General features: G+C 64.7%; 22 protein-coding genes and 1 tRNA gene. 6 read left to right on the top strand and 17 right to left on the bottom strand.

All coding sequences use genetic code 11. The annotated features are described in order from the left end of the window. Positions 1–5: 5 nt before the first annotated feature. Both AMB_RS09950 and AMB_RS09945 read right to left on the bottom strand, forming a co-directional pair. On the bottom strand, positions 6–2,468 hold the full coding sequence (locus AMB_RS09950) for a sensor domain-containing protein (RefSeq protein WP_011384374.1): 2,463 nt from the start codon (positions 2,466–2,468) through the stop codon (positions 6–8). A gap of 118 nt (positions 2,469–2,586) precedes the next feature. Beyond that, the gene (locus AMB_RS09945; RefSeq protein ID WP_070108695.1) at positions 2,587–2,763 is read right to left on the bottom strand and encodes a DUF4169 family protein; all 177 of its coding nucleotides are present in this window, start codon (positions 2,761–2,763) and stop codon (positions 2,587–2,589) included. A gap of 124 nt (positions 2,764–2,887) precedes the next feature. On the opposite strand from AMB_RS09945, the gene AMB_RS09940 reads away from it, so the two are divergent. After that, a tRNA-Asp gene (locus AMB_RS09940) sits at positions 2,888–2,964 on the top strand. Positions 2,965–3,313: 349 nt separating this feature from the next. Then, complete coding sequence (locus AMB_RS09935) at positions 3,314–4,591, top strand: ammonium transporter (RefSeq protein WP_043744083.1); 1,278 nt, start codon at positions 3,314–3,316, stop codon at positions 4,589–4,591. Between the two features lie 51 nt (positions 4,592–4,642). Here AMB_RS09935 and AMB_RS09930 read toward each other — a convergent pair whose 3' ends face one another. The 12 genes from AMB_RS09930 to AMB_RS09875 all read right to left on the bottom strand — a co-directional run bounded on the left by AMB_RS09930 (position 4,643) and on the right by AMB_RS09875 (position 20,579). After that, a complete protein-coding gene (locus tag AMB_RS09930) occupies positions 4,643–6,250 on the bottom strand; it encodes a hybrid sensor histidine kinase/response regulator (RefSeq protein ID WP_011384371.1) in 1,608 nt (535 codons plus the stop codon). 5 nt (positions 6,251–6,255) lie between these two features. Further along, on the bottom strand, positions 6,256–7,956 hold the full coding sequence (locus tag AMB_RS09925) for a response regulator (protein ID WP_011384370.1): 1,701 nt from the start codon (positions 7,954–7,956) through the stop codon (positions 6,256–6,258). Then, positions 7,953–9,011 (bottom strand): chemotaxis protein CheB, encoded by a 1,059-nt coding sequence (locus tag AMB_RS09920; protein WP_011384369.1) that lies wholly within the window; start codon positions 9,009–9,011, stop codon positions 7,953–7,955. Before AMB_RS09920 ends, AMB_RS09925 begins: the two co-directional genes overlap by 4 nt. Next, a complete protein-coding gene (locus AMB_RS09915; RefSeq protein WP_050750684.1) occupies positions 9,008–11,311 on the bottom strand; it encodes a hybrid sensor histidine kinase/response regulator in 2,304 nt (767 codons plus the stop codon). Before AMB_RS09915 ends, AMB_RS09920 begins: the two co-directional genes overlap by 4 nt. After that, positions 11,308–12,930, bottom strand: a complete 1,623-nt coding sequence (locus tag AMB_RS09910) for a methyl-accepting chemotaxis protein (RefSeq protein WP_148207370.1) — start codon at positions 12,928–12,930, stop codon at positions 11,308–11,310. The genes AMB_RS09915 and AMB_RS09910 overlap by 4 nt, the downstream gene beginning before the upstream one ends. Positions 12,931–12,944: 14 nt before the next feature. Further along, positions 12,945–13,544, bottom strand: a complete 600-nt coding sequence (locus AMB_RS09905; protein WP_011384367.1) for a chemotaxis protein CheW — start codon at positions 13,542–13,544, stop codon at positions 12,945–12,947. After that, positions 13,544–15,022, bottom strand: coding sequence for a CheR family methyltransferase (locus AMB_RS09900; RefSeq protein WP_011384366.1), 1,479 nt, complete (start codon positions 15,020–15,022; stop codon positions 13,544–13,546). Before AMB_RS09900 ends, AMB_RS09905 begins: the two co-directional genes overlap by 1 nt. A 13-nt stretch (positions 15,023–15,035) precedes the next feature. Continuing rightward, positions 15,036–15,551: a chemotaxis protein CheW gene (locus AMB_RS09895; protein ID WP_011384365.1), complete on the bottom strand. Its 516-nt coding sequence runs from the start codon at positions 15,549–15,551 to the stop codon at positions 15,036–15,038. 11 nt (positions 15,552–15,562) lie between these two features. Beyond that, a complete protein-coding gene (locus AMB_RS09890; protein WP_011384364.1) occupies positions 15,563–16,654 on the bottom strand; it encodes a ParA family protein in 1,092 nt (363 codons plus the stop codon). 380 nt (positions 16,655–17,034) lie between these two features. After that, positions 17,035–17,505, bottom strand: coding sequence for a cache domain-containing protein (locus AMB_RS09885; RefSeq protein WP_011384363.1), 471 nt, complete (start codon positions 17,503–17,505; stop codon positions 17,035–17,037). Positions 17,506–17,522: 17 nt separating this feature from the next. Further along, positions 17,523–19,223, bottom strand: coding sequence for a methyl-accepting chemotaxis protein (locus AMB_RS09880; RefSeq protein ID WP_231849036.1), 1,701 nt, complete (start codon positions 19,221–19,223; stop codon positions 17,523–17,525). A 177-nt stretch (positions 19,224–19,400) separates the two neighbouring features. After that, on the bottom strand, positions 19,401–20,579 hold the full coding sequence (locus tag AMB_RS09875; protein ID WP_011384360.1) for a patatin-like phospholipase family protein: 1,179 nt from the start codon (positions 20,577–20,579) through the stop codon (positions 19,401–19,403). A gap of 170 nt (positions 20,580–20,749) precedes the next feature. On the opposite strand from AMB_RS09875, the gene AMB_RS09870 reads away from it, so the two are divergent. Then, positions 20,750–22,294, top strand: coding sequence for a PAS-domain containing protein (locus AMB_RS09870; RefSeq protein ID WP_011384359.1), 1,545 nt, complete (start codon positions 20,750–20,752; stop codon positions 22,292–22,294). Between the two features lie 294 nt (positions 22,295–22,588). On the opposite strand, the gene AMB_RS09865 is transcribed toward AMB_RS09870, so the two are convergent. Beyond that, positions 22,589–23,368 (bottom strand): GNAT family N-acetyltransferase, encoded by a 780-nt coding sequence (locus AMB_RS09865; protein ID WP_011384358.1) that lies wholly within the window; start codon positions 23,366–23,368, stop codon positions 22,589–22,591. Further along, positions 23,365–23,490, bottom strand: a complete 126-nt coding sequence (locus tag AMB_RS26760) for a hypothetical protein (protein WP_269446065.1) — start codon at positions 23,488–23,490, stop codon at positions 23,365–23,367. The genes AMB_RS09865 and AMB_RS26760 overlap by 4 nt, the downstream gene beginning before the upstream one ends. A 106-nt stretch (positions 23,491–23,596) precedes the next feature. Between AMB_RS26760 and AMB_RS09860 the strand changes: the two genes are divergently transcribed. The 3 genes from AMB_RS09860 to AMB_RS09850 all read left to right on the top strand — a co-directional run bounded on the left by AMB_RS09860 (position 23,597) and on the right by AMB_RS09850 (position 25,100). Beyond that, positions 23,597–23,962, top strand: coding sequence for a hypothetical protein (locus tag AMB_RS09860; RefSeq protein WP_011384357.1), 366 nt, complete (start codon positions 23,597–23,599; stop codon positions 23,960–23,962). Between the two features lie 48 nt (positions 23,963–24,010). Continuing rightward, positions 24,011–24,646 (top strand): peptide-methionine (S)-S-oxide reductase MsrA, encoded by a 636-nt coding sequence (gene msrA, locus AMB_RS09855; RefSeq protein ID WP_011384356.1) that lies wholly within the window; start codon positions 24,011–24,013, stop codon positions 24,644–24,646. A gap of 70 nt (positions 24,647–24,716) precedes the next feature. Next, positions 24,717–25,100, top strand: coding sequence for a hemerythrin domain-containing protein (locus AMB_RS09850; protein ID WP_011384355.1), 384 nt, complete (start codon positions 24,717–24,719; stop codon positions 25,098–25,100). A gap of 16 nt (positions 25,101–25,116) precedes the next feature. On the opposite strand, the gene AMB_RS09845 is transcribed toward AMB_RS09850, so the two are convergent. Then, positions 25,117–25,617, bottom strand: coding sequence for a chemotaxis protein CheX (locus AMB_RS09845; RefSeq protein WP_011384354.1), 501 nt, complete (start codon positions 25,615–25,617; stop codon positions 25,117–25,119). Between the last annotated feature and the right edge of the window lie 281 nt (positions 25,618–25,898).

The raw sequence follows: 25,898 nt of genomic DNA, 5'->3' as shown, positions 1-25,898 counted from the left end.
CGGCCCTACCGGAAGACCCGATCCAGCAGCGGCGAAATATCCCCGGCGGGAACCGGCCGGCTGAACAGGTAGCCCTGGGCGATGTCGCAGTTGATGGCGGCGAGATGGGCCATCTGCTCCGCCGTTTCGACCCCTTCGGCAATGACTTCGAGGCCCAGCCCCGAAGCCATGGCCACGATGGTCTCCACCAGCACCTTGCGTTCCTGGCGCTCCAGCATGCCGATCATGAAGGAACGGTCGATCTTCAAGGTATCAAAGGGAAAACGCTCGAGATAGCTGAGCGACGAATAGCCTGTGCCGAAATCGTCGATGGACAGTTTGACGCCCATATCGGTCAAGGTCCGCAGCAGAGTGTCCACGTCGCCGCGCTCGGTCAGCAGCAATCCCTCGGTGATCTCAAGCTCCAGATTGGCCGGCGACAGGCCCGACCCGGCCAGGGCGGCCCGTACGTCCCCGAGAAAGCCCGCGTCCTGGAACTGGCGGGGCGAGACGTTGATGCACAGCCGGAGATCGGCATGTCCGTCCTCTACCCAGCGGCGGGCATCGCGGCAGGCGGTTTCCAGCACCATGCGTCCGATGGCGACGATCACGCCGCAGGTCTCCGCCTGGGGGATGAAGCGATCCGGAGGGACGTTGCCCAGTTCGGGATTGCTCCAGCGCAAAAGCGCCTCGACACCGACGGCCCGGCCGGTGGCCACCGCCACCAGCGGCTGGTAGACCAGATGGAATTGGTCGGTGCCCACGGCGCGGCGCAACTCGCCCTCCATGCGCAGCCGGGCCTCGGCCTCCTCGTTCATACGGCTGGTAAAGAAGCAGAAGCGGTTCCGCCCGGCCAGCTTGGCCTGATACATGGCGATATCGGCGTTGCGCAACAGCGTCTGCTGGGTCCGGCCGTCCTCGGGATAAAGAGCCAGCCCGATGCTGGCGGTGGAGATCAGGTCGCGCCGGCTGATGGTGAAGGGCTGGGAGAAGCGATCGACGATCGCCGCCGCCACTTCGCCGGCGGCGGCGCCATCCTCCATATCTCCCATGATCACCAGGAACTCATCGCCGCCGAATCGGGCGACGACGCCCCCGTCCCCGGCGGCCTGACGCAGGCGTTCGGCGGCCAGGACCAGCAATTCGTCGCCGTATTCGTGCCCCAGGGAATCGTTGATGGCCTTGAATCCATCCAGATCAACGAACAGCAGGCCCACCTTGCGTCCATGGTCGCGGGCCATATCGATCTCACGCGCCAGACGGTCCAGGGCATGAACCCGGTTGGGCAGGTCGGTCAGGCCATCGAACAGGGCCTGATGCTGAAGCCTGCGTTCCTGATCCTTGCGCAAGGTGACGTCTTCGATCTGCAGTAGATAATGGGTCCCCTCTTCCCCCGGCGTCGCCACCTTGGAGCCGTGGACCTGCTGCCACTGCCAGGTGCCATCCTGCCGATTGACCTGAAGCTCGCCCTGCAGTTCCCCCTGGCCGAGCAATGTCCGCCAGAAATCGCCCAGCATCGCGCCCGCCTTGCCGGGATAAAGCGCCGACAGGGGCTTTCCCACCACGGCGGAGGAGGAGTGGCCGGTCAGGGAGGCGTGGGCGGAATTGACGTACTGAACCATGCCATCGCCGCCAACCACCGCCACCGCCACCGGGCTTTGCTCCACCGCCTGGGACAGCAGGCGGACGCTGGCCTCGGCCTTCTTGCTTTGCGTCAGGTCGCGGATGGAGGTGACGCGGACGGAATCGCCGCCCATCCGGCTGTGCTTGGAATGGATCTCCATGGGGAAGACCGAGCCATCCTTGCGGATGCCCCTGACCTCGTAGGGCGCCTCGTATTGCTGGGCGACCATGCTCTTGGCCAGCGAGATGTCGCGGGGATCAATGACGTCCCAGGCCCACATGGTCAGCAATTCATCGCGGGAATAGGCGAACAAGGTCTCGAACGCCTTGTTCATGTCGATGATCTTGCCCTGGAAGTGAATGCAGATGGCCTCGGTCGCCACGTCGGACAGGCGGCGGAAGCGGTCCTCGCTGTCGCCCAGGGTCTTGCGGGTCTGCCAGATCTCAGTAATGTCGCGGATGGCGCCGTTGATGCCGGTGATCCGGCCCTCCCCGTCCATCAGGGCGCAGGCGTAGATGGCCGCCCAAATGGAAATGCCGTCCTTGCGGCGCATTTCGACCTCGGAGCGGACGGCACGGCCGCCCGCGTCGCGAATCCGCCTGACGGTTCCGACACGGTCCTCGGGCTTGGCGTAAAGGGCCGCCGCCTCCATGCCGACCAGTTCCTCGGCCGAGTATCCGAACACCGTGGCCGCGTTGGGAGAAACCCATATGAAGCGGCCGGCGGCATCGACGCTGTAAAGGACATCGGGAAGATCACGCAGCAACGCGGCGTGCAATCCGGCCGGAATCCGCTCGCCGGCGGCTTCAGCGGCGTGCAATCCGGCCGGAATCCGCTCGCCGGCGGCTTCAGGTGCCTGTGACATTCGGCCTCCCGGTCATCGCGGCGTTGTTTCGCGCGCTGGATTCGGCGTCGGACCAAAGGAGCGCCGGTTGAACGATACTCTACAATAGAAGATGCAAGTCCCAAACACCTTTAGGACGTCATTCGTCGAGCTGCTTTCCGTCCATGTCCCGGTCTTTGCGTTCCGCCTCCTTGCGGGCCGCCTCCTTTTCCTGCCGGGTCCGACCGAAGCGCACCCGGTTGTTGCGGGCGGTCTCCTCGGCCTCGGCCTTGGCGCGGGCCTTGCGGACCTTATTGAGATTGACGATATCGGCCACGATCACCTCCCCACGAGCCACGGTTCCCCACCTTAAAGAGTCAGGTGCGGAGGTGTCGATTCACATGGATGAAAGAAAGAGGCTTGCGCACCCCGAATTCGGCTGCTATATCACCGGCCCTCGCGCGGGTGTAGCTCAGTTGGTCAGAGCGCCGGCCTGTCACGCCGGAGGTCGCGGGTTCGAGCCCCGTCACTCGCGCCATTCCTCTCCTTGAGGAATAGCATCGCAAACGCCGGTCCCCTGGGACCGGCGTTTTGCGTTTCATCGGGACCGTCGCCGCCCTGCTCAAATATTCACCAGTAAAGATTTTAGCTTATTAATTAAGCACACCCTGGTGGCCGCGCAATCGCCTCCGGGCGCAACGCCCACTTAATGTGCAGATGCCTCCATCGGCAGCGCGGATATTAAGCACAGCTCTGGCGCCTATTTTTTCCGCACACGACAATGCATTGTTTTTTCAAGATATTGCCCAAAGCGGGCACTTGGCATGCATCTTGAAGCCGCGCCGCCATCCCGCGGCGGCGGCAGCATTTTTGGGCAGAGGAATCCAATGGAGACCACGAAGACAGGCGCAGATGTATTGTTCATCCTCTTGGGGGCGGTGATGGTTCTGGCCATGCACTCCGGCTTTGCCTTCCTCGAGGTGGGAACCGTCAGGAAAAAGAATCAGGTCAACGCCCTGGTCAAGATCCTGTCGGATTTCGCGGTCTCGACCATCGTCTATTTCTTCGTGGGCTATTCCGTGGCCTACGGCACCACCTTCCTGGTGGGCGCCGACGTGCTGATCGGCAAGACCGGCAGCGCCTTCGCCGCCTCGGGCTATGACCTGGTCAAGTTCTTCTTCCTGGCCACCTTCGCCGCCGCCATTCCCGCCATCGTGTCGGGCGGCATCGCCGAGCGTGCCAAGTTCACCACCCAGCTGATGGCCACCGCCGTGCTGGTGGGGCTGGTCTATCCCCTGTTCGAGGGCATGGTGTGGGGCACCCGCTTCGGCTTTCAGGACCTGATGAAGGGCTGGTTCGGCTTCGCCTTCCATGACTTCGCCGGTTCGGTGGTGGTGCATGCGGTGGGCGGCTGGATCGGTCTGGCCGCCGTGCTGATGCTGGGCGTGCGCCTGGGCCGTTACCGCAAGGACGGACGGCTGGTGGCCTTCCCCCCCTCCAACATCCCCTTCCTGGCGCTGGGCGCCTGGGTTCTGTCGGTGGGCTGGTTCGGCTTCAACGTCATGAGCGCCCAGGTGATCGCCGACATTTCCGGGCTGGTGGCCATCAACTCGCTGATGGCCATGGTGGGCGGCATCGTCACCAGCCTGCTGGTGGGCCGCAACGACCCCGGCTTCATCCACAACGGCGCCCTGGCCGGTCTGGTGGCGGTCTGCGCCGGGTCCGACGTCATGCATCCCGTGGGCGCCCTGGTCACTGGCGGCATCGCCGGCGCCATGTTCGTCTGGCTGTTCAACCTGTGCCAAGCCAAATTCAAGATCGACGACGTTCTGGGTGTCTGGGCGCTGCACGGCATGTGCGGCTTCCTGGGCGGCATCGCCTGCGGCGTGTTCGGTCAGGAAGCCCTGGGCGGCCTAGGCGGCGTCAGCCTGGGCGCCCAGGTCACCGGGACGGTCATGGGCGCCGCCTTTGGCCTGGCCGGTGGCCTGGCGGTCTATGGCGGCCTCAAGGCCACCCTGGGCATCCGCCTCAGCGATGAGGAGGAATTCGCCGGTGCCGACCTGTCCATCCACCAGATCGGCGCCTATCCCGAAGACGCCACCACCATGCACGACGACGGCCTGGCCATGTCGGTGCACTCGGCCAACAAGCGCAAGGCCGGCTGAAAGCAACGCCCCTGAACCTTCAAGGGCCGCCCGGATCGGGCGGCCCTTTTTCTATTCCGTCACCACGCAGGAGGCGGGGAAGGTCAGCATCACCTTGGTCCCCTCACCCACCCGGCTTTCCAGGGTCAGGCTGCCGCCGTGCAGCTCCATGAAGCCCTTGGCCAGGGGTAGGCCGAGTCCGGTGCCTTCGTGCTTGGGGCTGATGGCGTTCTCCGCCTGGCCGAAGGGCTGCAGCACCATGGCGATGTCCTCGGCGGCGATGCCGACGCCGTCGTCTTCCACCTCGACGGTGACGCAGCCGTCCACCAGATTGGCGGCGACGCGGATATTGCCGGATTCCGGCGTGAACTTGGCTGCGTTGGAGAGCAGGTTCAGGACGATCTGCTTCATCAGCCTTTCGTCAGCGCGAATCAGCGGCAGGCCGTCCTGGGGGCTGAAGGTCAGGGATTGGCGCTTGTTGGACACCACATGGCTGACCAGGCGCATGGCGGCCCGCACCGCCTCGGCCACGTCCACCACGCTTTCGCGCAGGATGACCTTGCCCACCTCGACGCGGGACACGTCGAGAATATCGCTGATCACCCGCAGCAGGTGATGGGCCGATTCCGAGATGTTGTCGAGAAAGCCGCCATAACGGTCCATGTCGGCCTTGCCCATGATGGAATTGGCCAATTCGGAAAAGCCGATGATGGCATTGAGCGGCGTGCGCAGTTCGTGGCTCATATTGGCCAGGAAAATGGTCTTGGCCCGAGATGCTGCCTCGGCCGCCTCGCGGGCCGCCTGGGCCTGCTCCTCCGCCTGGGCGCGGCGGCTGATCTCCTTCTGGAGCCAGCGGGTCCGCTCTTCCACCGCCTGCTGTAATTCGTCATGAGCGCGGCGGAGATAGTCCTCGGCCTGCTTGCGCGCCGTGACGTCGCGGGCAATGCCGGCCAGCCCCACCACCTCGTCGCCCTGGCGGATAGGCACCTTGGTCACCGAATACCAAAGCGCGTTTCCGTCCTGGTCCGTCACTGATTCCAACCGATCCAGCTGGCCGACGCCCTGGTCCAGAATGGCACGCTCCTCGGCCTCCACGGTCCGGGCGTGATCGGATTCCAAAAGTTCAGACAGGCGCTGCCCCACCAGATCGCTGGGATCTGCCAGCCCAGTCAGCCGGGCCTGGGGTTGGTTGACCCGCGAGAACTTGAGCTGCAGATCCTTGATGAACACCGCATCGGGAATGTTGTTCATCAGCGCCAGCATCAGTGTGCGCTCTTGCTGGAGAGTACGGTCCAGACGCCAGCGATCGGCGGCCGTCCGCACCACGACCCGAAGCTCCAGCGGATTCCAGGGCTTGGAGAGATAGGCGTGGATCTGACCGAGATTGACGGCGCTGACCAGCGCATCCAGGTCGGAATAGCCGGTAACCAGCACGCGGGTAGCGTCGGACAGCACGCGGGCCTGGCCCAGGAATTCCGCGCCGCTCATGCCCGGCATGCGCTGATCCGAGAGGATCACCGCCATCTCGTGCTCCTTGAGGAGCTCCAGCGCCGAGGGACCGTCATTGGCGGTCCACACCTGGAACTCGTCCTCCAGCAGGTCGGTGATGGCGATCAGAATCTGTGGCTCGTCATCGACGACCAGTACATTTTCCTTCGGCCCGGTCCGGGAAGCGCTCATGAGTTTCAAGTCCCTACCAGGTTGATGGGGATCAGGATCCGGATTTCGGTTCCCTGGCCCGGATGGCTCGACACCTCGATACGACCGTCATGGCTCTTGATGATGCCATAGGAAATGGATAATCCCAGCCCCGTCCCCTGCCCTACCGGCTTGGTGGTGAAGAAGGGGTCGAAAATGCGTTCCTGGATTTCCGGCGGGATGCCGCTGCCGGTGTCGGACACCGCGATGGCGAACATGCCGTCCTGGCGGAAGGTGCGCACCGTGATGACACCCTTGCCCTCGATGGCGTCGACGGCATTGGCCACCACGTTCATGATCACCTGATTGAGCTGACCGGCATAGCAGGCCAGCATGTTGTCCTCGGCAAAGTTGCGCCGGACCTCGATGCGATCGCTCATCTTGTGGCGCAGGAACAGGAGGACGGACTCCACCGCCTCCTTGATGTCGACGGTCTTGAACTCGCCCTCGTCCAGGCGCGAGAAGGTCCGGAGCTTGACCACCAGCTCGCGCACCCGCTCGAGCCCCTGGCCGGTATCGGCGATGCGCTTCCTGGCCTTGTCCAGCTTGACCAGGTGGTCCTCCGACAGGCAGGGCGCCGCCTCGGTCATCACCGCCGCCAGCCAGTTCTCGATGGAAAAGACGTTGGACAGCGCGAAGGACAGGGGATTGTTGATCTCGTGGGCGATACCGGCCACCAACTGCCCCAGCGACGCCATCTTTTCCGACTGGATCAGATGCACCTGGGTCTCGCGCAGCTTGGCGTTGGCCTCCTCCAGCTCGCGATTGGCGCGGGCCAGGCCCTCGGCCAAGGCGGCGCGGGCCTCGGCAGCCTCCTTTTCCGCCTTGGCGCGCAGAGTCTCCATCTCGCGCAGTCGGATTTCCTCGACGATGCGCTGGTTCTGCTCCAGCAGGAACTTGCGGCGCAGCAGGGCGCGCAGGCGGGCGCGCAGCAGGCTCATCTCGGTGGACTTGCCCACGAAGTCGTCGGCCCCGGCCTCGAGGGCGCGGGCGACGTTCTCCTTGTGCTCGTAGGCCGAGAGCATCAGGACCACCAGCGGCGCATCGTTGTCGGAGCGCAGCTTGGACAGTTCCTTGCAGACGGCGATGCCGTCCATTCCCGGCATCACCATGTCGACCATGACGCAGTCGAAGTCGCTTTCGGCCAGCAGGCGCAGCCCGTCCACGCCGCTGGTGACCTGGGTGACGTCGCAGCCTTCGTCGGTCAGCTCCTGGGCCAGGCTCTCGCGGTAGGTCATGCTGTCGTCGATGATCAGCACCCGGGCGCGGCGGAACAGCGAGCGGCCGACCTCCACGTTGACCGCCTCGCGCCGGGCCTTGCGCAGCAGGTTGTGCACCCGCAGCAGCAGGATCTCCGGGTCCTCGGACTTGGCGACGAAATCGTCGGCGCCGCTTTCAAGGCCGTGCAGTTCGGCCGCCGAGGTCTCGTCGGCGGTCAGCATCATCAGCGGAATGCTCCGCGTGGTGATGTCCATGTGGATCTGGCGGCACAGCTCGTCGCCCTGAATGCCCGGCAGGTGGTAGTCGACGATGATCAGGCTGGGGCGGCAGCGGTTGATCTGTTCCAGCGCCTCTTCGCCGGAATGGGCGCAGACAGTCTGGAAACCCTCCTGCTCCATCACCAGTTGGAGCTTGAGCGCCTGGGTCACCGAATCCTCGACGATAAGGATGAGATGGTCGTCGTTCACTTCTCGCCTCCCAGGGCAAGGTCACGCAATCTGGCGGCGATGGCGGGCAGCGGCAAGGTCTCACGCGCCGCTCCCAACTTGGCCGCCGCCGCCGGCATGCCGTTCACCACGCAGGTGGAAGCATCCTCCACGATGGTGTAGGCGCCCTTATCCGCCATCTGGCGCAACCCTTCCGAACCGTCGGCCCCCATGCCGGTCAGTACCACGCCGATGCCGTGCTTACCGATATCGCGGGCCATGGAGCCGAACAGCACGGTTCCCGACGGCTTCTGATTGCACACGGCGGGCAAATCCAGAATGACCAGTTGGTCGTTGACCAATCCCAGATGGTGGTCGACAGGGGCGACATAGACCTTACCCGCCACTGGCTTCTCACCGTCCTGGGCGATCCGCGCCTCGAAGGGCGTGGTGCCTGACAGCCAGGTCACGAAGCCTTCGAGGAAGCTCGACGTAATGTGCTGGACCAGCAGAATTGGCAGGGGGAAGTCCGCCCCCAAGCCGCCCAGCAGCTGTACCAGGGCCTGCGGCCCACCGGTCGAGGCGACGATGCCCACCATGGAATAGGTTCCGGGCCGCCCTTGCGATACCCGCGCCGGCGTGTCGTCGCTGCCAAAGTTCAGCCCCCGATTGATCCCCTGCCGGACCACCTGAACCTGGCTCATGATCGCCAACTGGGTGCAGATCTTGGCTGCCATGGTGTCATAGCCGGCATTGGTCACCCCCACCGGCTTTTCCACCACCGACAGCGCCCCGGCCCGCAGCGCGTTCATGGCGATGTTCAATTCGTTGTCGTCCACCTGGGCGGCCACAACCACAATCGGGGTTGGGCGGCGCGACATGATCTTGAGCGTGGCATCCAGGCCGTTCATGCCCGGCAGGCGGATATCGAGCGAGATGACGTCGGGCTGCTGGGTCTCCAGCATTTCCAGGCAGTCTTCGGCGCTGGTCACCGCCGCCATCACCTCGAACCTCTCGTCCGAGCCGATGATGTGCTTCAGCAATTCCCGCACCACCAGGGAATCCTCGACGATCAGGACCTTGATCTTTTTTCTCATAGGAACTGCCCAATGGTTTCGAGGAGCTCCTTCTGGTCGAACTTGCGCTTGACCACATAGGCGTCGGCGCCCAGTTCCAGTCCACGCTCCTTGTCCTCCCGCGCTTCCAGCGAGCTGACGAGAATGAGCGGAATGGATTTCAGGGCCGGATCGGATTTCACCGCCTGCAGCAGTCCAAAGCCGTCGAGGCGCGGCATCTGGATATCCGAGATGATCAGGTCGATGCTCTCGCCCCTGAGACGGCCCAGGGCCTCCAGGCCGTCATGGGCCAGACGCACCTGATAGCCGTGGGCTTCGAGGATGCTCTTTTCCAGGGTGCGGGTGGTCAGCGAGTCGTCGACCACCAGGATCACCGGCACCTTGACCTCGGCCGGCTTCTCCACGGTGGTCAGCACCCGGATGCTGCCCGATTTGCGGAAGGTCTCGACGATCTCGAAGGGATTGAGGACCAGGGCGATGTCTCCGTCCTCCAGCAGCACGCCGCCGGCCACCATGGTGCCCCGGGCGCCGGGCACGCCAATATCCTTTACCAGCCCCTCGCGGATGGACAAAAAGCCGTCGATGGCCACCGCCACCCGGCGCTCGCCGTTCTTCAGCACCACTAGGGGCACCACGTTGCGGGTCACCTTGACCGCGCTTTCCCCCAGGGCCAGCAGATGGGCCAGGGACAGCAGCGGAATCTGGCGATCGCCCAGGAAGACCACCGACTTGCCCTCCACGGTCCCCACGTCCTCGGCCCGCACGCGATAGAGGCGGTCGACGCCCTCGGTGGGCAGGCCATAGACATGGCCCTGGCATTCCACCAGGAACAGCCGTTGGGTCGAGACGGTCAGCGGCAGGGACAGGCGGAAACAGGTGCCCATGGGCTTGCGGTCCTGGACCTCCACCGTGCCGTTCATCATGGCCATGGCTTCGCGCACCACGGACAGGCCCATGCCGCGCCCCGACAGGTCGTCCACCACCCGAGCGGTGGAAAAGCCGGGGTCGAAGATCACGTCGATCAGGGACTGGCGGTCCACGTCGAAGGATTGGGCTTCCGAGAACAGGCCGCGCTCCACCGCCTTGCGGCGGATGGCCTCGAAATTGACGCCGCGCCCGTCGTCCTCGATCGTCACCACCAGACGGCCCTCGGACACGTCGAAGGACAGGCTGACATGGGCGGCGGGCGACTTGCCCTCGGCGCGGCGCTCGTCCGGCGGCTCCACGCCGTGGGACAGGGCATTGCGCAGCAGGTGCATCACGGGATCCTTGAGCCCCTGCAGCACCATGCGGTCGGCTTCCACATCCAGGCCGGAGACCTGCACGGTCACCTGCTTGCCGACGGCGCGGGCCAGATCGCGCACCATCTTGCGAAAGGCACCGAAGATGGACTCGGCGGGCACCATGCGGACTTGCCGCACTTCCTGCTGCAGGTCGTTGCCCAGCTGGCGCAGCGCCCAGCCGGTCCGCTGCTGCCGTCGCCGGACGGAGCGCAACTCGCGGCTGATGCCGGTCAGGGATTGTTCCAGCGCCTCGTATTGCCGTTCCAGGGCAATGGCCCGGTCGTAATCACCCAGATCACGCAGGGCGGCGGCGGCGTTCTTGCGGGCCCGACGCCACGAGCGGTCGAAGTCGCCCAGGCTGCGATCGAGACCGAGCAGCGACTGCGTCACCTGCCGCTGGTTCATGGTTTCGGTCAGCAACTCGTTGGACGAGCGCAACAGGCGGTCGAGATGCAGAGCGCGCACGCGCACCGTCTCCTCGGGCCGCAGGGGCGCGGTCGTGGCGGCACGGTCAGCGGGCTCGTCATCCTCGGGCTCGGCGGGGGGTGGGTCTGGCGGGGCCTGAGGAACCGGCGGCGCCGACTGAAGCTGCGGAGCGGGAACCGGCGCAGGCGGTGCGCGCGGCGGGGCAACCACCGCCGGAGCGGCATGCCCCTCGATCATGGCATCCAGGGCGGAAATGGTCGCCGCCGTATCGGGCAGGGGTTCGTTGGCCAGATTGGCGGCCACCCAATCCTCGATCACGTCGAGGACATGGCCCAGGCCAATGGCCATGTCATGGTCAAGCTTGGCCTGACCCGAGCGGACCTTGGCGAACAGCGTCTCCATCCGGTGGGAGATTTCCTCGACGGCCGGCAGATCCACCGCCCGTGACGCCCCCTTCAGGGAGTGGGCGCGGCGAAATATCTCGTCAAGCTGCGCGAGTCCGCTCCCCTCCGCCTTGTGCTCGAGGCCGTCGAGCAGGGTGCGGATGGCTTCAACATGTTCCCGGTATTCGATCTGAAAGGCTTGCAGCAGCCTTTCGCGGATACTGATCAAAGCCGGTATTTCTCCAAGGTGCGCGACAGCGTCTGGCCCAATTGGCTGAGATCGAGGGAAGCCTTCTCCAACTGAGCGGTGGTCTGCGCCGTCTGCTGGCTGGCCTGGCGGATTTCATGAAGGGCTTGCGTCACCTGCTCCAGACCGATCTGCTGCTGATTGGTGGCGCCGACGATCTGCTGGAAGGCGTGAACGCTTTCCTGGATGTTGTCGGCCATCTGGCGGATGACATGCTCGGACATGGTGGATTTCTCGCGGCCCAGCTCGACGCGCTTCAGCGCCTCCTCGGTCAGCATCACCGAGGTGTTGATGCCCTTCTGGGTCTGCTCGAGGATTCCGCGCACCTGCGAGGTGGCTTCCTTGGCCTGATCGGCCAGGTTCTTGATTTCGCCGGCCACCACCGAGAAGCGCCGCCCCTGCTCGCGGGCATCGGCGGCCTCGATGGCGGCATTCAGCGCCACCAGATTGGACTGCTCGGCGATTTCGTTGACCGTGGCGATGATCTCACCCACCGCCTGGGTGCGTTCGGACAAGGTGATGATGTTCTCGGCCACGGTTTCGGTCTGCTCGCGGATGGCTTCCATCCCCTGAGAGGCGTCACGCACCGCGTGCAACCCGGCATTGCCCGAGGTGGCCACCGCCTCGGCGGTTCCCGCCACCTGACGCGAACGCTCGGCGACCTGCTTGCCCGACAGGCTGATTTCCTCGACGGTGGTGGTGATTTCCTGCACGGCGGCGGCCTGCTGCTTGGTACCGGCCGCCTGCTCCTGAGCCGAAGACAGGATGGCGGCGGCGGCGGCTGTCAGCGCGTCGCAGGCCGAACGGGTCTGCAGCGCGATATCGCGCTGGCTCCTCAGCATCTCGTCGAAGGCCTGCTGCAGCACGCCGATCTCATCGGTCGAGCTCACTTCCAGCGGCTCGATGCGCAGATCACCTTCGGCGATCTTGCGGGCGGCCTCGGCGCAGGCCGCCAGGGGATCGGCGATCTGGCGGCCGATCAGGCTGCTGACCACCAGGCCGGACAAGGCGCAGATCAGACCGACGATGATTTCCAACCCGATCATGCCCCGGATGGCGCCCTCGGCCTGGAAGCTCAGCATCTTGACCACCGTCTCGGCCGTATCGCTCAATTGGGACTGCAGCCCCAGGAGTTCCTTCAGCTTGTCGGCCCGGCGGGAATCGCCGGCGCCCAGCGCCAGCAGCGCCGTGGCCGCCGCGTCATACTGCCGCAGCAAGGAAGCCTGCTCGGCGAGCTTGGCCCGGATCTCCAAGGTGGGAGCCGGCGGCAACTCGCCCTTGGCTCCGGTATCCAGGTTGATGACCGCCTCGCCGCCCTCCATCAGGGCCGCCAGGGAATCGCGCATCAGCCGCATGGTCACTTGGTGATCCACGACCATCCCGCCACTTTGCAGTAGCACCTCCTTGGCAAACTTCTGCGACAGCATCCGCTGACGCCCGGCCATGTCGGTGACCAGCGAGTTCTGGGTCTGGTTGCGCAGCACCATGACGTTGAAGGCGATCAACCCAGCCAGGACCAGGGTGAAGCCCAGGGACACGGTGGAGAACTTGCGGCGAAGCTTCAGATCTTTCCACCAGGAGCGTTGCGCATTCATGGTCATCGGGCCTTCCTTCATCACTCATCAAGGCCCTCGACGCGCGTATCCTTCAGCGCGTCCAAGGCCAGAAGCTGTACGGTATCGAGAAGAATCAAGGCATCGGGGGTGATGCCGGAAATGAATCGTTGCGGCAAGCCGTTGCCGGATTCCTGCGGGCGGGTCATGGCGGAGGGATCCAGGCGCACGCCCCGGTCAAGACCATCGACGCGAACGCCCACCTCGGCCCCTCCCGCCTTGAGGAAGATCACCCAGGTCCGCGCCTCTGGCGCTGGCGGCGTCAGGCCCAGAAGGGAATGCAGATCGAGGACGGGCCGGATCTCCCCCCGAAGGTTGGTGACACCCAGCAGGTATTGCGGCTGCCCCGGTACCGGAGTCCAGCGGGCCAGCAGCATAACCTCGGACAGAGCCTCCAGGGGAAAGGCGTAGCGCTCATTGGCGATTCGCGCCCCAAGGACGTCAAACCCCGCTTCGACCCGATCGCTGAGCCCGCGCGGCGCGGCCAGGCGGCGAGCCCGCGCCCGCAGCAGGCCCTCGGCGAATTCCGCTTCGCTCCACCCCAGGGGCTGCTCGCCCAGGGCGTGGAGGCGGTCAAGAATCGTCTCCCCTCGCCGGGACATCAGGCTCCCCCAAGCAGTTTGAGATGCATCGCCACCGCCTCACGCATCTGCCCGACGGCGATCTTTTCGCCGGGATTGACCGGCTGCTCGTCGGCCAGACCGGCCAGCAGGGCCTGGGCGTTGCGGAACGACCGCTCGGCACCGGTGCTATCGTCTTTTCGCGCCAGGAACAACCCCAGGTGATAATGGGGCAGAACCAGACGACGGTCGAGATAAATGGCGCGGCGCAAGGCCTTTTCGCAGGGCTCGTCCTCACCCAATTGCTCGTGGACCATGGCGCGGTAGAAATAGGCCCAGGCATCCAGCGGGCTGGCGGCGATGATGGCGTCGCAGGCGGCGGCGGCCTTCTCCCACTGCCCGCTATCGGCCAGGTTGCGTGCCACCGTCAGCCGGTCGAAATCCCCCGCTCCCCCGGCGGCGGCGGCCGGCGCCGCCGACCCGGGTCGCGCCGACGTGGAACCGCGCGGGGACAGCGCCTTGGGCGGCAACGCCCGGGACGTCGGAGCCTTGGCCGGCAAGCCTCCCCGAACCACCGGCGGAGGGCTGACCAACGGCAAGGGCGGCGGGACCGGCGGAGACGGCTCGGCCACCACATAAGGCCGATCCACCCGCTGGTAGAGGACGGCGCCCGGCGTGTTGACGGTGCGGAAATCCGCGAACAGCCGCTGGTTGGGCTCGGCATGCCCCATGATCAGCCAGCCTCCGTCGTTCAGGGACTCGCGGAAACACGGAACCAGAGATTCCACCGTGGCCTGGCTGAAATAGATGATGACGTTGCGGCAAATGATGATGTCGAACCCGGCGATATTGTCCGCCAGCGACGGAAACGGGCTCTTGATCAGATTGTGGTACTGGAAGCTGACATTGCGCTTGAACTCGGGGCGTATCTGCCACTGATTGCCGACCTTCTCGAAACAGGCGGCGCGCAGCGAATCCGACATAGTCCGGAACGCCCATTCGTCATAGCGCCCCTCCCGCGCCCGGGACAGGAACTTCTGATTGATATCCGTGCCCAGCACGGTGACGTGCCAGCCGGCGATGCGCTCGCCGAACTCACGCTCCAGCATGATGGCGACGGAATAGGGTTCCGGCCCTGTCGCGCAGCCGGCGCTCCAGATGCGCAGGCGCCGGACCGTCCGATTGCGCTCGATCGCCTCGGGCAGGATCAGGTCGCGCAGGGCGTCGAACTGTTCCTTGTGTCGGAAAAAATAGGTCTCGCCAATGGTCAGTTCGGCGATCAACGCATCCATCTCCGCCTTGCCCTGCCCCAGGCAATGCAGGCGATCGAGATAGCCGGCGCAATCGCCGATGCCGATTTCGGCCATGCGCTCGGCCAGGATGCGCGCCAAGTCGCTGTCCTTGTCGCGGTAGAACGCCATGCCCGTGGTATCGATGATCAGGGCCTTGAGGACCGAATAGGCCGGGTCGTCCAGAAGGGCGGCGACGGCTGGCGGCGCACCGGAGGAGGGCAGACTCAAAGCCGGCTCCCCGTCATGGTCCGTAAGCCGTCAATTCGTCCAGCCGCGCCTGGCTGCGGACCTGGAACTCGGCCAGCCGCGACCGCTCCTGCTCTAGCAGGATACGATCCCAGGCCAGCAGATTCACGACCCGCCCGTCCCGTCCCAGAACATCAACCAGGCAATCGTTGAAGGACTGCCTGGCTGCAAGGCCCATGATGCTGAACTCGCCCATATCCCGGACACCGTCCACGTGTTCGACCAACAGCCCCAGCATCCCTTCGTCCTGGCGCGGGCGCATGACCAGAATCGAGGCATCAAGACCGTATTGCCCCCCCTCGATCCCCAGCAGCCGAGCAAGTCGCAGCACCGGCACGGCTTGCCCACCAAGATTGAGCACGCCCTCGACCATGGCGGACAGGTGCGGGGGATGGTCGAGCCAGGCAACCGGCACCACTTCACGCACGGTCTCCACCGGCAGCCCGAAATCACCCCCTGCCAACCGGAACACCACCACACCGGAAATATCGCCTGAACTGGGGGCCATCATCGCATCATCCGTCAGACAAAACCGAGCAGCCCGGCCAATCGGCGCGCGCCCTCGATTCCCACGCCCAGCAGGGTAAGGCCGCCCAGCAGGACCACCATCAGGAACGCCGCCAGCAACAACCGGTTCTCGATGAAGAAATGCACCACTTCCAGATGCCAACGTTCCATGCGCGTCCGGTCGCCGTACAGCATGCGGTCCAACTGGTCAGTCTTCTGGCGCAGGCGGGCGTCATCGGTGGCCACCGCACTTTCCGCGCACCCCATGCGCCAGCGGGTCAGGCGCCCGATCGCTTCATCGCGGGGGGAATGCGGCGTGACCGCTTCGTTGTTCTTGGCGGCGATGGCCACATGGCGGCCGATGAATTCCTCGGTGAAGTCCAAATGGGCCTGCGCCGCCGGCGACTTGGGCGCGAACACGCAGACCGGCAGCCGCGCCGTGGCGGCCTCGATCACCGTGGTGTCGCGCGGAATCTCCGTCCTATAGACGGTCCCGCCCAGGCGAGAGCGGATCAACTCGTTGATCTTGCGGGTGGTTTTGTTCTTGTCATTGATGGTGAACAGCACGCCCTGCAGCAGCAGGTTCTTGTTCAGCCCCTCCTGCACATACTTGATGGAGGGCAGCGTGCGCAGCAGACCGTCATTGGCGTAGGGCGTGGCGGTCACCGGGATGATCACACCGTGCGCCGATGCCAAGGCATTGATGGGCAAAATTCCCAGGGCCGGCGGGCAATCGATGACCACATAGTCACAATCCAGCGCGGTGTGCGACAAGATATTGGACAGGGTGCGCTGGGAGTTCTGCATCTCCGACAGCTTGATCTCGATCCCCGCCAGGCTGTAGGTCGACGGCAGCACCCGGACGCCTTCGAACATGGTGTCGACCATGACGTCCTCGACGGCGGCGCCGTTGGTGAAGAGATCGTAGATGCCCTGCTTGGTCTTGGGATCAATGCCCAGGCTCTTGGTGGAATCGCCCTGAGAGTCCAGGTCGATGACCACCACGGATTTTCCGAACGCCGCCAAGCATACCGCTAGATTGGTGCTGGTGGTGGTCTTGGAAATCCCCCCCTTCTGATTGAAGATGGCAACAATATACGGCCTCATGGGAATCTACCTCCCATACCGATCGCCACTTCAACACTTAAACAATTCAGGGTGATTTTCAAAACTCTCCCCCCCGCCACCATAATTCAGAGCGCACCCCCCAGTTCTGCGCACGACCAAGGCCGAGGTTCCCCCTGGCTCAGCGCGTATAGGTTAAGCATAGACACAAGGATGTTGCAACGAAAGACACTGTGGAATTCTTTCCCCCACGGCTCCTGATCCGCCCGATTCGGGATTCCATTGAGTCGAGTCGAAGTGGCAAACACCCCAAAAGCCGACTCGACAGTGACGCGGAGGCAATTGGCGCCATATTTCGCCACACATACAAATGCCGCCCGCAAAATTGGCGGGCGGCATGAAATGGTCGGCGCTGCCGGAGGTCAGGATGCCGGATAGCATCCGGCCATGAACAGCAAGTCGCCGCTGGCCTTCACCCAGGTCTGCTTGGGTGCCAGCTTCTTGGTTTCCGGATGGGTCCAGGTGTATTTTGCCCAGGCGCCCGCCGGGCCGGACTTGCCGGCCTTGATCATTTCCTGAATGATCATCACGCCGTTGACGTCCTTGAGCTTGGGCAGGTCCGGATTGTCGATCAGCTTGGGATTGATAGCATGGGCCTTGAAAATGCCATCCATGGTCGCGACGATGACGTAGAGTTCGCCGTTGACCCAGTCCTTGTTGCCCTTATCCATGAAGTCCGCGTAGGACTTCGCCTGACCGGCGGCCTTGTAGTGGGTGATCGCCTTGTCGACCAGCCCCTGGGCGGCGGTACACTCGTCGGCGGCGCGCGCCGCGCCCGACAGGCCAACCGAGGCGAAAGCGGCCAACACCGCCATCTTCACGAAATTCCTCACGGCATCCCTCCTGATTGTTATGCGGATTTCAGACGGACCACCAGCCCGTCCACCTGGGTTTGCAGGCGATCGAACTCGCCCACCAGGGTTTCTGTCGTCACCTGGACGGTGGCTGCGGCATTGCCCACCTGATCGGCCACCCGTCGGACCTCGCCGATGCCCGACGACACCGTGCGGGTGCCATCGGCGGCCTGGCTGACCGAATCCGAAATCTCGCTGGTGGCGCGGCCCTGCTCGGCCACCGCCCCGGTGATGGCGGCCAGGGCCTCATTGACCCGGCCGATGGTGGCGACGATACCGTCGATGGCCCGGACGGCCTCTTCGGTCGCCGCCTTCATGGCTGTGATCTCGCCGGTGATTTCCTCGGTGGCCCGAGCCGTCTGATTGGCCAGGTTCTTGACCTCGTTGGCGACCACGGCGAAGCCCTTGCCGGCATCGCCGGCCCGGGCGGCCTCGATGGTGGCGTTCAGCGCCAGCAGATTGGTCTGCGACGCGATGTCGTTGATCAGGTTGACCACCTCGCCGATCTTGCCCGAGGCGACGGTCAAGGTCTTGACGGTCTCGTCGGTGCGGGCGGCCTCGGCCACCGCTTCCGAGGCGACCCGCGACGATTCCTCGACCTGCCGGTTGATCTCGCTGATGGAGCCAACCAGACGCGACGCCGCCTGGGCCACGGTTTCCACATTGCCATTGGCCAATTCCGAGGATTCGGCCACCTGGGCGGTCTGGCTGATGGCGGTTTCCGCATTGGCGGCCAGCACCTCGGCCTCGCCCCGGATGGAATCGGCGGCCCGCGAGGCGTTCTCGACGGCGCCGCGCACAGTGGTCTCGATCTCGCCGGCCAGATCGGTCATGGCCTGGCGCTTGGCGGCCTCGGCCTGGCGCTGCAGGGCTTCCTGCTCGTCAGTGAGATTCTTCACCCGTTGGGCATTGTCCTTGAACACCTGGACGGCCGCCGCCATGGCGCCGATCTCGTCCCGACGGCCGATGGCCGGCACCACCACGCCCAGATCGCCCTGGGCCAGACGTTCCATGGCGCCGGTCATGCCGCCCACCGCGCTGGCGATGGCCCGGACCAGCAGAAAGGAAATGAGCGCCAGCAAGCCCAGGACGCCGAGAGTGATGCCGATGAACAGCCCCCGGGTGGTGCCGGCATCCTGGCTGGCCGATTGGCGGGCGGCCTCGACCATGCGGGCCTCCAGGGCGACCATGGCCTGGGTCTCGGCCATCAGGGCCTGATAGCTGTCCTGGGCCGTCCACATGAAGGACACCGCGGCGGTGAAGTCCATCTTCTGCATGGCGACCACCTGATCGGTGGCGTTCTTATAGACGCCGAGACCGGCATCGATCTTCTTGAGAAGGGCATCTTCCTCGGCCGTCACCGCGAAGGCGGAACGATAGTCGCCCAGTTGCTTCTTTGCCTTCTTCAGGCCATCGGCGAAGGCGCCTTCAATCTTGTCCACCTTGGCGGCCTCGACGCCGGCGGCATTCCAGGTCAGCAGGCGATAGAGGTCGGAATGGGCATCCTGGAGAACGTCGGTGAAGTCACCGATCTTCACCGACTTGGCGAAGGAGACCTCGGCGATCTCATCCAGCGTCCGGCTTTGCCCCGCCAGCCCCTGCATGCCGACCCAGGCGATGATGACAAGTCCAATGGTCGCCACCACCGGCACAATGGCGATCTTGGCCCAAATCCTCATGTCGTCGAGAAAACTCATCTCATCCTCCGCCACCGGCGGCCGACAGCAGGCCACGCCCGCCCCGGTCCCGCCGAAGCCCCTCGCCCCCGCCATCCGGATTTACATCAATACGGATGACGCGACAATTAAACAGCCCTCCCGCGCCCTTTCAAACACTCAATTGTAATGAATCTATGCGGCATGACTTACGGCTAGTCAGGCGTCCACTGTATCACTCGCCGCGTCGGCCATGGGCGCGGACATGCCTGCGGCCTTGGCCGAAGCCGCCTTGGGCCGATCCGCCTTGGCCGGAGCCGCCCTACGATAGGCCTTAAGTACAGACTCCGCAGCCAGTCGCCCGTCGGTGATGGACCGGTCGAGATTGGACCAGCTCCAGTCGTAGTTGATATTCGAGGCCACCGGAATCTCGATGACCTTCACCTTGGAGCCGGTCTCCCGCAGGTGGTACTTGAACAGCTTGACGTCGTCCTCGCTGGTGGTCGAGGCGAACAGCATCACCAGGTTGTTCAGGGCGTCATACAGGTTTTCGGGCCGGCGGATCTGCTTGCGGTCGAGGATGCGGCTGACCCAGACCTCGTCCAGATCGGGATGATTGGTCAGGAGATCCTCGAAGTTGACGGTATCGATGGTGGCGCCCTCGCAATACACCTTGCCGTTCATGGTCACCGGCTCCTCGATGTAGGGCAGGGCCGAACAGGCGCACAGGGTCTCGGCCGAGATTCGCTGATACTTGGAATCCTTGTTGCTGAACAATTCCAGGCGCTGGTCGGTCAGGTTGTAGGAATTGTGGTAGAGCGTCGGGCGGCCGGGCTGATACAGCGCCTTGAAATCGATCTGCTGCAGGAAGGCGCTGTCGGGGTAGAAGACCCGCGACAGCCCCTTGGTGGCGCTCTTGTACATCAGGCTGGTCATGAACCGGGACACCGGGTTGACCGCCAGCACCTGATTGAGGATCAGGGCATTGAAATTGGCCTGGGACCACTTGCCGGGGTCCTTGGTGAAGGCGACGATTTCCTCTGACGCCTCCTTGATGGCCTCGGGGATCACCAGATTGCGATAGCTGTTGGAATCCAGCACGAAATTCAGGGTGTTCTGGGTCGCCGCCTCGAAATCGGGGGCGAAGGCCGCCGCCACCGGAAACTTGTCGTAGACGTCATCGGGCCGGAAGATGCCGCGGAAGAACGCCTCGGAGGTCTGGGCCTCCTTGCCCCTCTCGGCCTGATTCCAGACGATGCCCAGCCAGGCGCCGATGCAGGCCAGGCTCCAGACGTCGAACGTGATGTCGGGCTCACGGTGAAGGCGCTCCAGCGCCCCGATGGACAATCCGACGGCGGGTCCGCCGCCCGCCAGGCAAATTGCGCGCTTGATGGCCATGCTCGCCCCCTTCTTCCTCTGGTGAAAACAGCACGGGAAGAACGGTATATCGCACAACAACATCTCGCAATGGTTACAAAGGTATAGATCCTTCCACCGGCGAGCACGCCGCTTCCGCCCTGGCGGAATTTATCATATGCTACATTTGCGCGAGCGGAGGGGACCGGGGCATGCATCACGGGGCAGGGTCTGCGGAGTTCAAGTGGCGCCACCTCATCGAGGCGGTGGAAGAGTTCGGTCAAGGCTTTACCGTATTCGACCGCGACCTGAATCTGATCTTGTGCAACAACCGCTTCCTGGAAATGCTGGACTTCCCCCCCAGCCTGATTCACCCGGGCACGGTCTTCGCCGACTTCATGCGCTATAACGCCATGCGGGGCGAGTACGGCCCCGGCGACGTGGAGGCCCTGGTGGCCGAGCGGGTGGAGCGGGCCCGCAATTTCGCCCCCCATTGCTTCGAGCGCGAACGCCCCGACGGCACGGTGGTCGAAGTGCGCGGCACACCGCTTCCCGGTGGCGGCTTCGTCACCACCTACACCGACATCACCGACCGCAAGCGTGCCGAGCGCATGCTGATCCACGCCAAGGACAAGGCGGAGGAGACCGCCCGGCTCAAGGCCAACTTCCTGGCCACCATGAGCCACGAGATCCGCACGCCCATGAACGGGGTGCTGGGCATGCTGCACCTGCTGACCGGCTCGCCCCTGACGCCAGATCAGCGCGACCACCTGGAGACGGCCCAATCCTCGGCCCGCGCCCTGCTGGCCATCATCAACGACATCCTGGACTTCTCCAAGCTGGAGGCCGGGCAGATGAAGCTGGAGGCCACCAAATTCGACCTGCATCGCCTGCTGGAGGAGATGGTGGCGTTGCTGAAGGGGGCGGCGCGCGACAAGGGGCTGACGCTGAGCCTGCGCATCGCCGACACCGTGCCGCGCTATCAGGCGGGCGACCCGACCCGCCTGCGCCAGGTGCTGACCAATCTGATGGGCAACGCCGTCAAGTTTACCGAGAAGGGGGATGTGGCCGTCTCGGTCGAGCCGGAGGAATCCGACTCCTCCCGCCTGCGCTTCGAAGTGGCCGATACCGGCATCGGCATCGAACCCGCCGCCGCCCCCGCCCTGTTCTCCGAGTTCGTCCAGGCGGATTCCTCCATCACCCGGCGCTTTGGCGGCACCGGCCTGGGGCTGTCCATCTGTAAGAGGCTGGTGGAGATGATGGGGGGCGAGATCGGCTTCGACAGCATCCCCGGCGAAGGAACCACCTTCCATTTCACCCTACCGCTGAGCGCCGCCCTGCCCGACCAGGACTCAGGGGCGGCGGAGGATGCCGGCCCCGACCTGCCGCCCATGGCGGTTCTGCTGGCCGAGGACAACCCGGTCAACCAGAAGCTGACCACCACATTGCTGGATCGCTGGGGCCAAAGGGTCACCCTGGCCCGCAACGGTGCCGAAGCCATCGCCGCAGTGGCCCGCGATCATTTCGACCTGGTGCTGATGGACGTCCACATGCCCGGCATCGACGGTCTGGAGGCGACGCGGCGCATCCGGGCCATGAGCGGCCCGGTGGCCAAAATCCCCATCATCGCCATGACGGCCGACGTGATGGATGGCGATGCCGCCCTCTGCCTGGACGCCGGCATGGACGACTACGTGGCCAAGCCGGTGGAGCCCACCCGCCTGCTGGCGGCGCTGCACCGCGCCATCAGGCGCTGACAGGCGGAGGAAAATCCGCTTGCGCGCAGTGCTACCGCCCTGACCCGTTCGGAGGCACAGCCTCCGAACCACCAGTTTTTTTATTTCAATGAGTTAAAAAGCTGAAGGGCTCGGGAGGCCGCGCCTCCCGATTGGGGGATCGGGGGCAAACGCCCCCGAACGGGCGCCCCCCTTTCCATGACCCGACTCAGACCAGTGCTCCTTGAGCGGAACCGATCAAGGAGCCCCTCAAGCGCCGGGCGCGCCCTCCGGGTCGCTTGGCTTCCGCCGCATAAGCGGCGCGGCCCCCTGGTATCAGGCGCTGAAGCGCTTCACATAGCGTCCGGCGATGTCGGCGGCATTGACCACCACCAGGACGTCGGTGGTGTTGAACGGCCGGTCGATCACCGCGCCATCGCCGATCACCCCGCCCAGGCGCAGATAACCCTTGAGCAGGGGGGGCAGCGAGGCCAGCACGCGCCGGGCGTCCCAGGCCACGTCGATGGTGGAGAAGTCCACCTTCTCGGCACTGTCCAGCGCCCGGCCGCGCAGGGCCGGCGGCGCCATGTGGTTGTCGCGCAGATAGGCCAGTTGCGGCGCCAGGATCGCCGGATCGGTGCCCGGCAGGCTGCCGCAACCGAACAGCAGGCGGATGTCGTTCTCGACCATGTAGGCGGCCAGCCCCTGCCACAGGGCCTGGAGCGTGCCGCGATGGCGCCAACGGGCATCGACGCAGGAGCGGCCCAGTTCGAGGATCTCGCCATCGGCGGCCAGGAACGGGCTGATGTCGAACTCGCCCGCCGAGTAGAACCGGCCCACCGCCTCGGCGGCCTTGCGGCGGATCAGGCGATAGGTTCCCACCACCTCGCCGTCGGCCAGGACCAGCAGATGATCGCAATGACGGTCGTAATCGTCGAAATCCAGTTCCAGGGCCCGCATGGAGAGGGTGGGCTTGGCCCCCATCTCCTCGTAGAACACCCGGTAGCGGATGCGCTGGGCGGCGGCGACTTCCGCCCGGCTTTCCGCCAGACGCACCTCCAGTCCGTCAGCGGTGGCCGGGTTCAGGGCATGGACCGTCGTTGCCTGGTGGGTCATGACTCACCTCGTCTGATTGCGGACAATGGAACTTGGACGATGGCCGTATCAAGCTCGCCGCTTTCCGGCAGCTTCGGCACAACACGCCAACCTTTGACAGGAGAGTTTTCGATGCCGTCCATGGCTATCCTATAACGCAAGGGCTTGTGCCGACGGGGTGAAACAATTATTACATCCGGTAGTGCCACCGTTATTTTCGGCACTAGCCCATTTCACTGAGGTTTCGTCATGGCAGAGTCCCGCATCGCCTCCGTCGAGGGCTTCCAGTTCTCCTTCCACCCCCAGGAGGCGGAAAAGCCCGTCCGCAAGGTGCTGGACCGCTGGGTGATGCAGGACTGGATTTGCCAGGTGGAATACGAGGGCGAGTGGTGCCTGTTCACCATCCACGAATTCAACGACGGCATGTTCGAGCCCTCGGCGGTTCAAGGAGTGTTCAGCGACTTCCCGGGGGCGGCGGCCGTCGAGGTCACCACCCGCTGGCTGCAGCGCCGCATCGAGGAGAAGGACCGGGCCCGCCGCCGCCAGCGCGACATCTTCCTGGGCGCCCTGGCCATCGTCGCCGCTTTGGCGCTGGCGGCCATCTCGCTACGCTGAGACCGCCTCCCCATATGGGAGGGGACGACTCGCTATGGAGACACGCTCATGTCGCTTTGGGGACCCAGCAAGACCGTGATGGTGAGCGCCGACAAGGCCCTGCCCGGCCGCGCCAGCGAAATCCGCGTGCCCGAACGCCACTACGTGCTCGACACCCTCTTGAAGCCGCCCTTTCCCGTGGGAATGGAGGTGGCTTGCTTCGGCATGGGCTGTTTCTGGGGTGCCGAGCGGCTGTTCTGGAAGACCGGCGGCGTCTATTCCACCTCCGTGGGCTATACGGGCGGCTTCACCCTCAACCCCACCTACGAGGAGGTGTGCTCGGCGCAGACCGGCCACACCGAGGCGGTGCTGGTGGCATTCGACCCGGCGGAGGTCTCTTACACCGCGCTGCTGCGGCTGTTCTGGGAAGGACACAATCCGACCCAGGGCATGCGCCAGGGAAACGATATCGGCACCCAGTACCGCTCGGCCATCTACTGGACCACCCCGGAGCAGCAGGCGGCGGCCGAGGCCTCGGCCAAGGCCTATGGCGAAGCGCTGCGGCGGGCCGGCTTCGGCGCCATCACCACCGAGATCGCCCCGGCCGGGCGGTTCTACTGGGCCGAGGGCTATCACCAGCAATATCTGGCCAAGGAACCGGGCGGCTATTGCGGCCTGGGCGGCACCGGAGTGCGTTACGGCTGACGCCACGCCCTGGAATTGTGCCCTCCCGCTTCCCATGTGAAGTCATGGCGGCGAAGTTTAGGGGACTGAAATGGCCACCTGGCTTGATGAGCAGTGGAAAAGCGGCGATCCGGCCATCGACGCCGAACACCAGAAACTTCACCAGATGATCAGTTCCATGAGCGCGGTCATCCGCAACGACCCCGGCCTTGGCCTGGCGATCGAGGCGGTGGATGTTCTGACCGAGCGGATCCGCATTCACTTCCGCATGGAGGAGGGTCTGGCCGCAAGACTCAACGCGGCCGCAGCCGAGCAGCTCAAGCTGGACCACCAGCGTCTGCTGCGCCTGCTGACCCCGCTGTATGACGCTCTGCGACGGGGCAGCGCCGAGCAGGCCAAGTTGCTCCTGAGCGACTTCCTCAGCCAGTTGGACGCCCACGACCGCGAGATGGATATCCCGCTGTTTCAGAAGTAGGCCGGCGCCGATCGCCTCAGTGCTTATAATTCAGCCGGTCGTCGAACAGATGGCGGGGACCGAACAGGTTGACGCTGACCGCGCCCTTGTCCGTCAGGATCTCCATGCTGGCGAAGACCGCGTCGCCACGACGCTGAATATCGCGCACCCCTTCCATCACCACCGGCGGCGACAGGCTGATGGCCACCTCCCTCAGTTGGAAATCGGCGGTACAGAGGCCCAGCACGGTATTGACCACCTCGGCGGCGGTCTCGCGCAGGTAAAGCTCCCGCTCGTCATCGGGGACCGGCAGGGCGCCGGTGGCCTTGTCGAGGATGTCGCCCAGCAGGGTCTGATCGAAGCTGAAGGCGATCAGCAGCCCCACCGGCAGGCCGAAACCGGCCACCGCGGTGATGTCGTGCAGCTTGACGGAATCCTGCCCGACCTCGTGGACATCGAAGCCGTCGATCCGCGCCACCCCTTCCCCGACCAGCACGGCACTGGTCTGGTGCAGGATGGAAAACATGGTGTTGGACATGAGCTCGGCCCCAGCCGGCACGCCACCGCGCCGCCGACCGGATCGGCGGCCATCACCGTGCTCGAATGTTGCGGGCGTCTTGCGCATGCCCGTAACGATACGCCCAGGCTGCATACTTGCAAACAACGAAAATACACATTTGGCGTGCTGCGGTGCAACCGCTGGGCTAAGACCGTACAAATAAATGTTTTTTTATGAAAATTTTTCCGCATTGAAAAATCGTGCGGCAACGGTGAAAATTCAAACGGACGGCCCGCCCTGGCGGACCATCCGTTCGGTAC

The sequence above is a fragment of the Paramagnetospirillum magneticum AMB-1 genome (assembly GCF_000009985.1).
GTDB classification, from domain to species: domain Bacteria; phylum Pseudomonadota; class Alphaproteobacteria; order Rhodospirillales; family Magnetospirillaceae; genus Phaeospirillum; species Phaeospirillum magneticum.
This window is presented reverse-complemented; position numbering and strand designations above follow the sequence as displayed.

What these genes read in the sequence shown, in the direction of transcription:
- AMB_RS09890 (WP_011384364.1), bottom strand. Translation starts at nt 16,654, where the DNA reads ATGAGGCCGTATATTGTTGCCATCTTCAATCAGAAGGGGGGGATTTCC.
- msrA (WP_011384356.1), top strand. Translation starts at nt 24,011, where the DNA reads ATGTCGCTTTGGGGACCCAGCAAGACCGTGATGGTGAGCGCCGACAAG.
- AMB_RS09935 (WP_043744083.1), top strand. Translation starts at nt 3,314, where the DNA reads ATGGAGACCACGAAGACAGGCGCAGATGTATTGTTCATCCTCTTGGGG.
- AMB_RS09920 (WP_011384369.1), bottom strand. Translation starts at nt 9,011, where the DNA reads ATGAGAAAAAAGATCAAGGTCCTGATCGTCGAGGATTCCCTGGTGGTG.
- AMB_RS09910 (WP_148207370.1), bottom strand. Translation starts at nt 12,930, where the DNA reads ATGACCATGAATGCGCAACGCTCCTGGTGGAAAGATCTGAAGCTTCGC.
- AMB_RS09895 (WP_011384365.1), bottom strand. Translation starts at nt 15,551, where the DNA reads ATGATGGCCCCCAGTTCAGGCGATATTTCCGGTGTGGTGGTGTTCCGG.
- AMB_RS09850 (WP_011384355.1), top strand. Translation starts at nt 24,717, where the DNA reads ATGGCCACCTGGCTTGATGAGCAGTGGAAAAGCGGCGATCCGGCCATC.
- AMB_RS09865 (WP_011384358.1), bottom strand. Translation starts at nt 23,368, where the DNA reads ATGACCCACCAGGCAACGACGGTCCATGCCCTGAACCCGGCCACCGCT.
- AMB_RS09845 (WP_011384354.1), bottom strand. Translation starts at nt 25,617, where the DNA reads ATGTCCAACACCATGTTTTCCATCCTGCACCAGACCAGTGCCGTGCTG.
- AMB_RS09860 (WP_011384357.1), top strand. Translation starts at nt 23,597, where the DNA reads ATGGCAGAGTCCCGCATCGCCTCCGTCGAGGGCTTCCAGTTCTCCTTC.
- AMB_RS26760 (WP_269446065.1), bottom strand. Translation starts at nt 23,490, where the DNA reads ATGGACGGCATCGAAAACTCTCCTGTCAAAGGTTGGCGTGTTGTGCCG.
- AMB_RS09880 (WP_231849036.1), bottom strand. Translation starts at nt 19,223, where the DNA reads ATGAGTTTTCTCGACGACATGAGGATTTGGGCCAAGATCGCCATTGTG.
- AMB_RS09870 (WP_011384359.1), top strand. Translation starts at nt 20,750, where the DNA reads ATGCATCACGGGGCAGGGTCTGCGGAGTTCAAGTGGCGCCACCTCATC.
- AMB_RS09875 (WP_011384360.1), bottom strand. Translation starts at nt 20,579, where the DNA reads ATGGCCATCAAGCGCGCAATTTGCCTGGCGGGCGGCGGACCCGCCGTC.
- AMB_RS09905 (WP_011384367.1), bottom strand. Translation starts at nt 13,544, where the DNA reads ATGTCCCGGCGAGGGGAGACGATTCTTGACCGCCTCCACGCCCTGGGC.
- AMB_RS09950 (WP_011384374.1), bottom strand. Translation starts at nt 2,468, where the DNA reads ATGTCACAGGCACCTGAAGCCGCCGGCGAGCGGATTCCGGCCGGATTG.
- AMB_RS09930 (WP_011384371.1), bottom strand. Translation starts at nt 6,250, where the DNA reads ATGAGCGCTTCCCGGACCGGGCCGAAGGAAAATGTACTGGTCGTCGAT.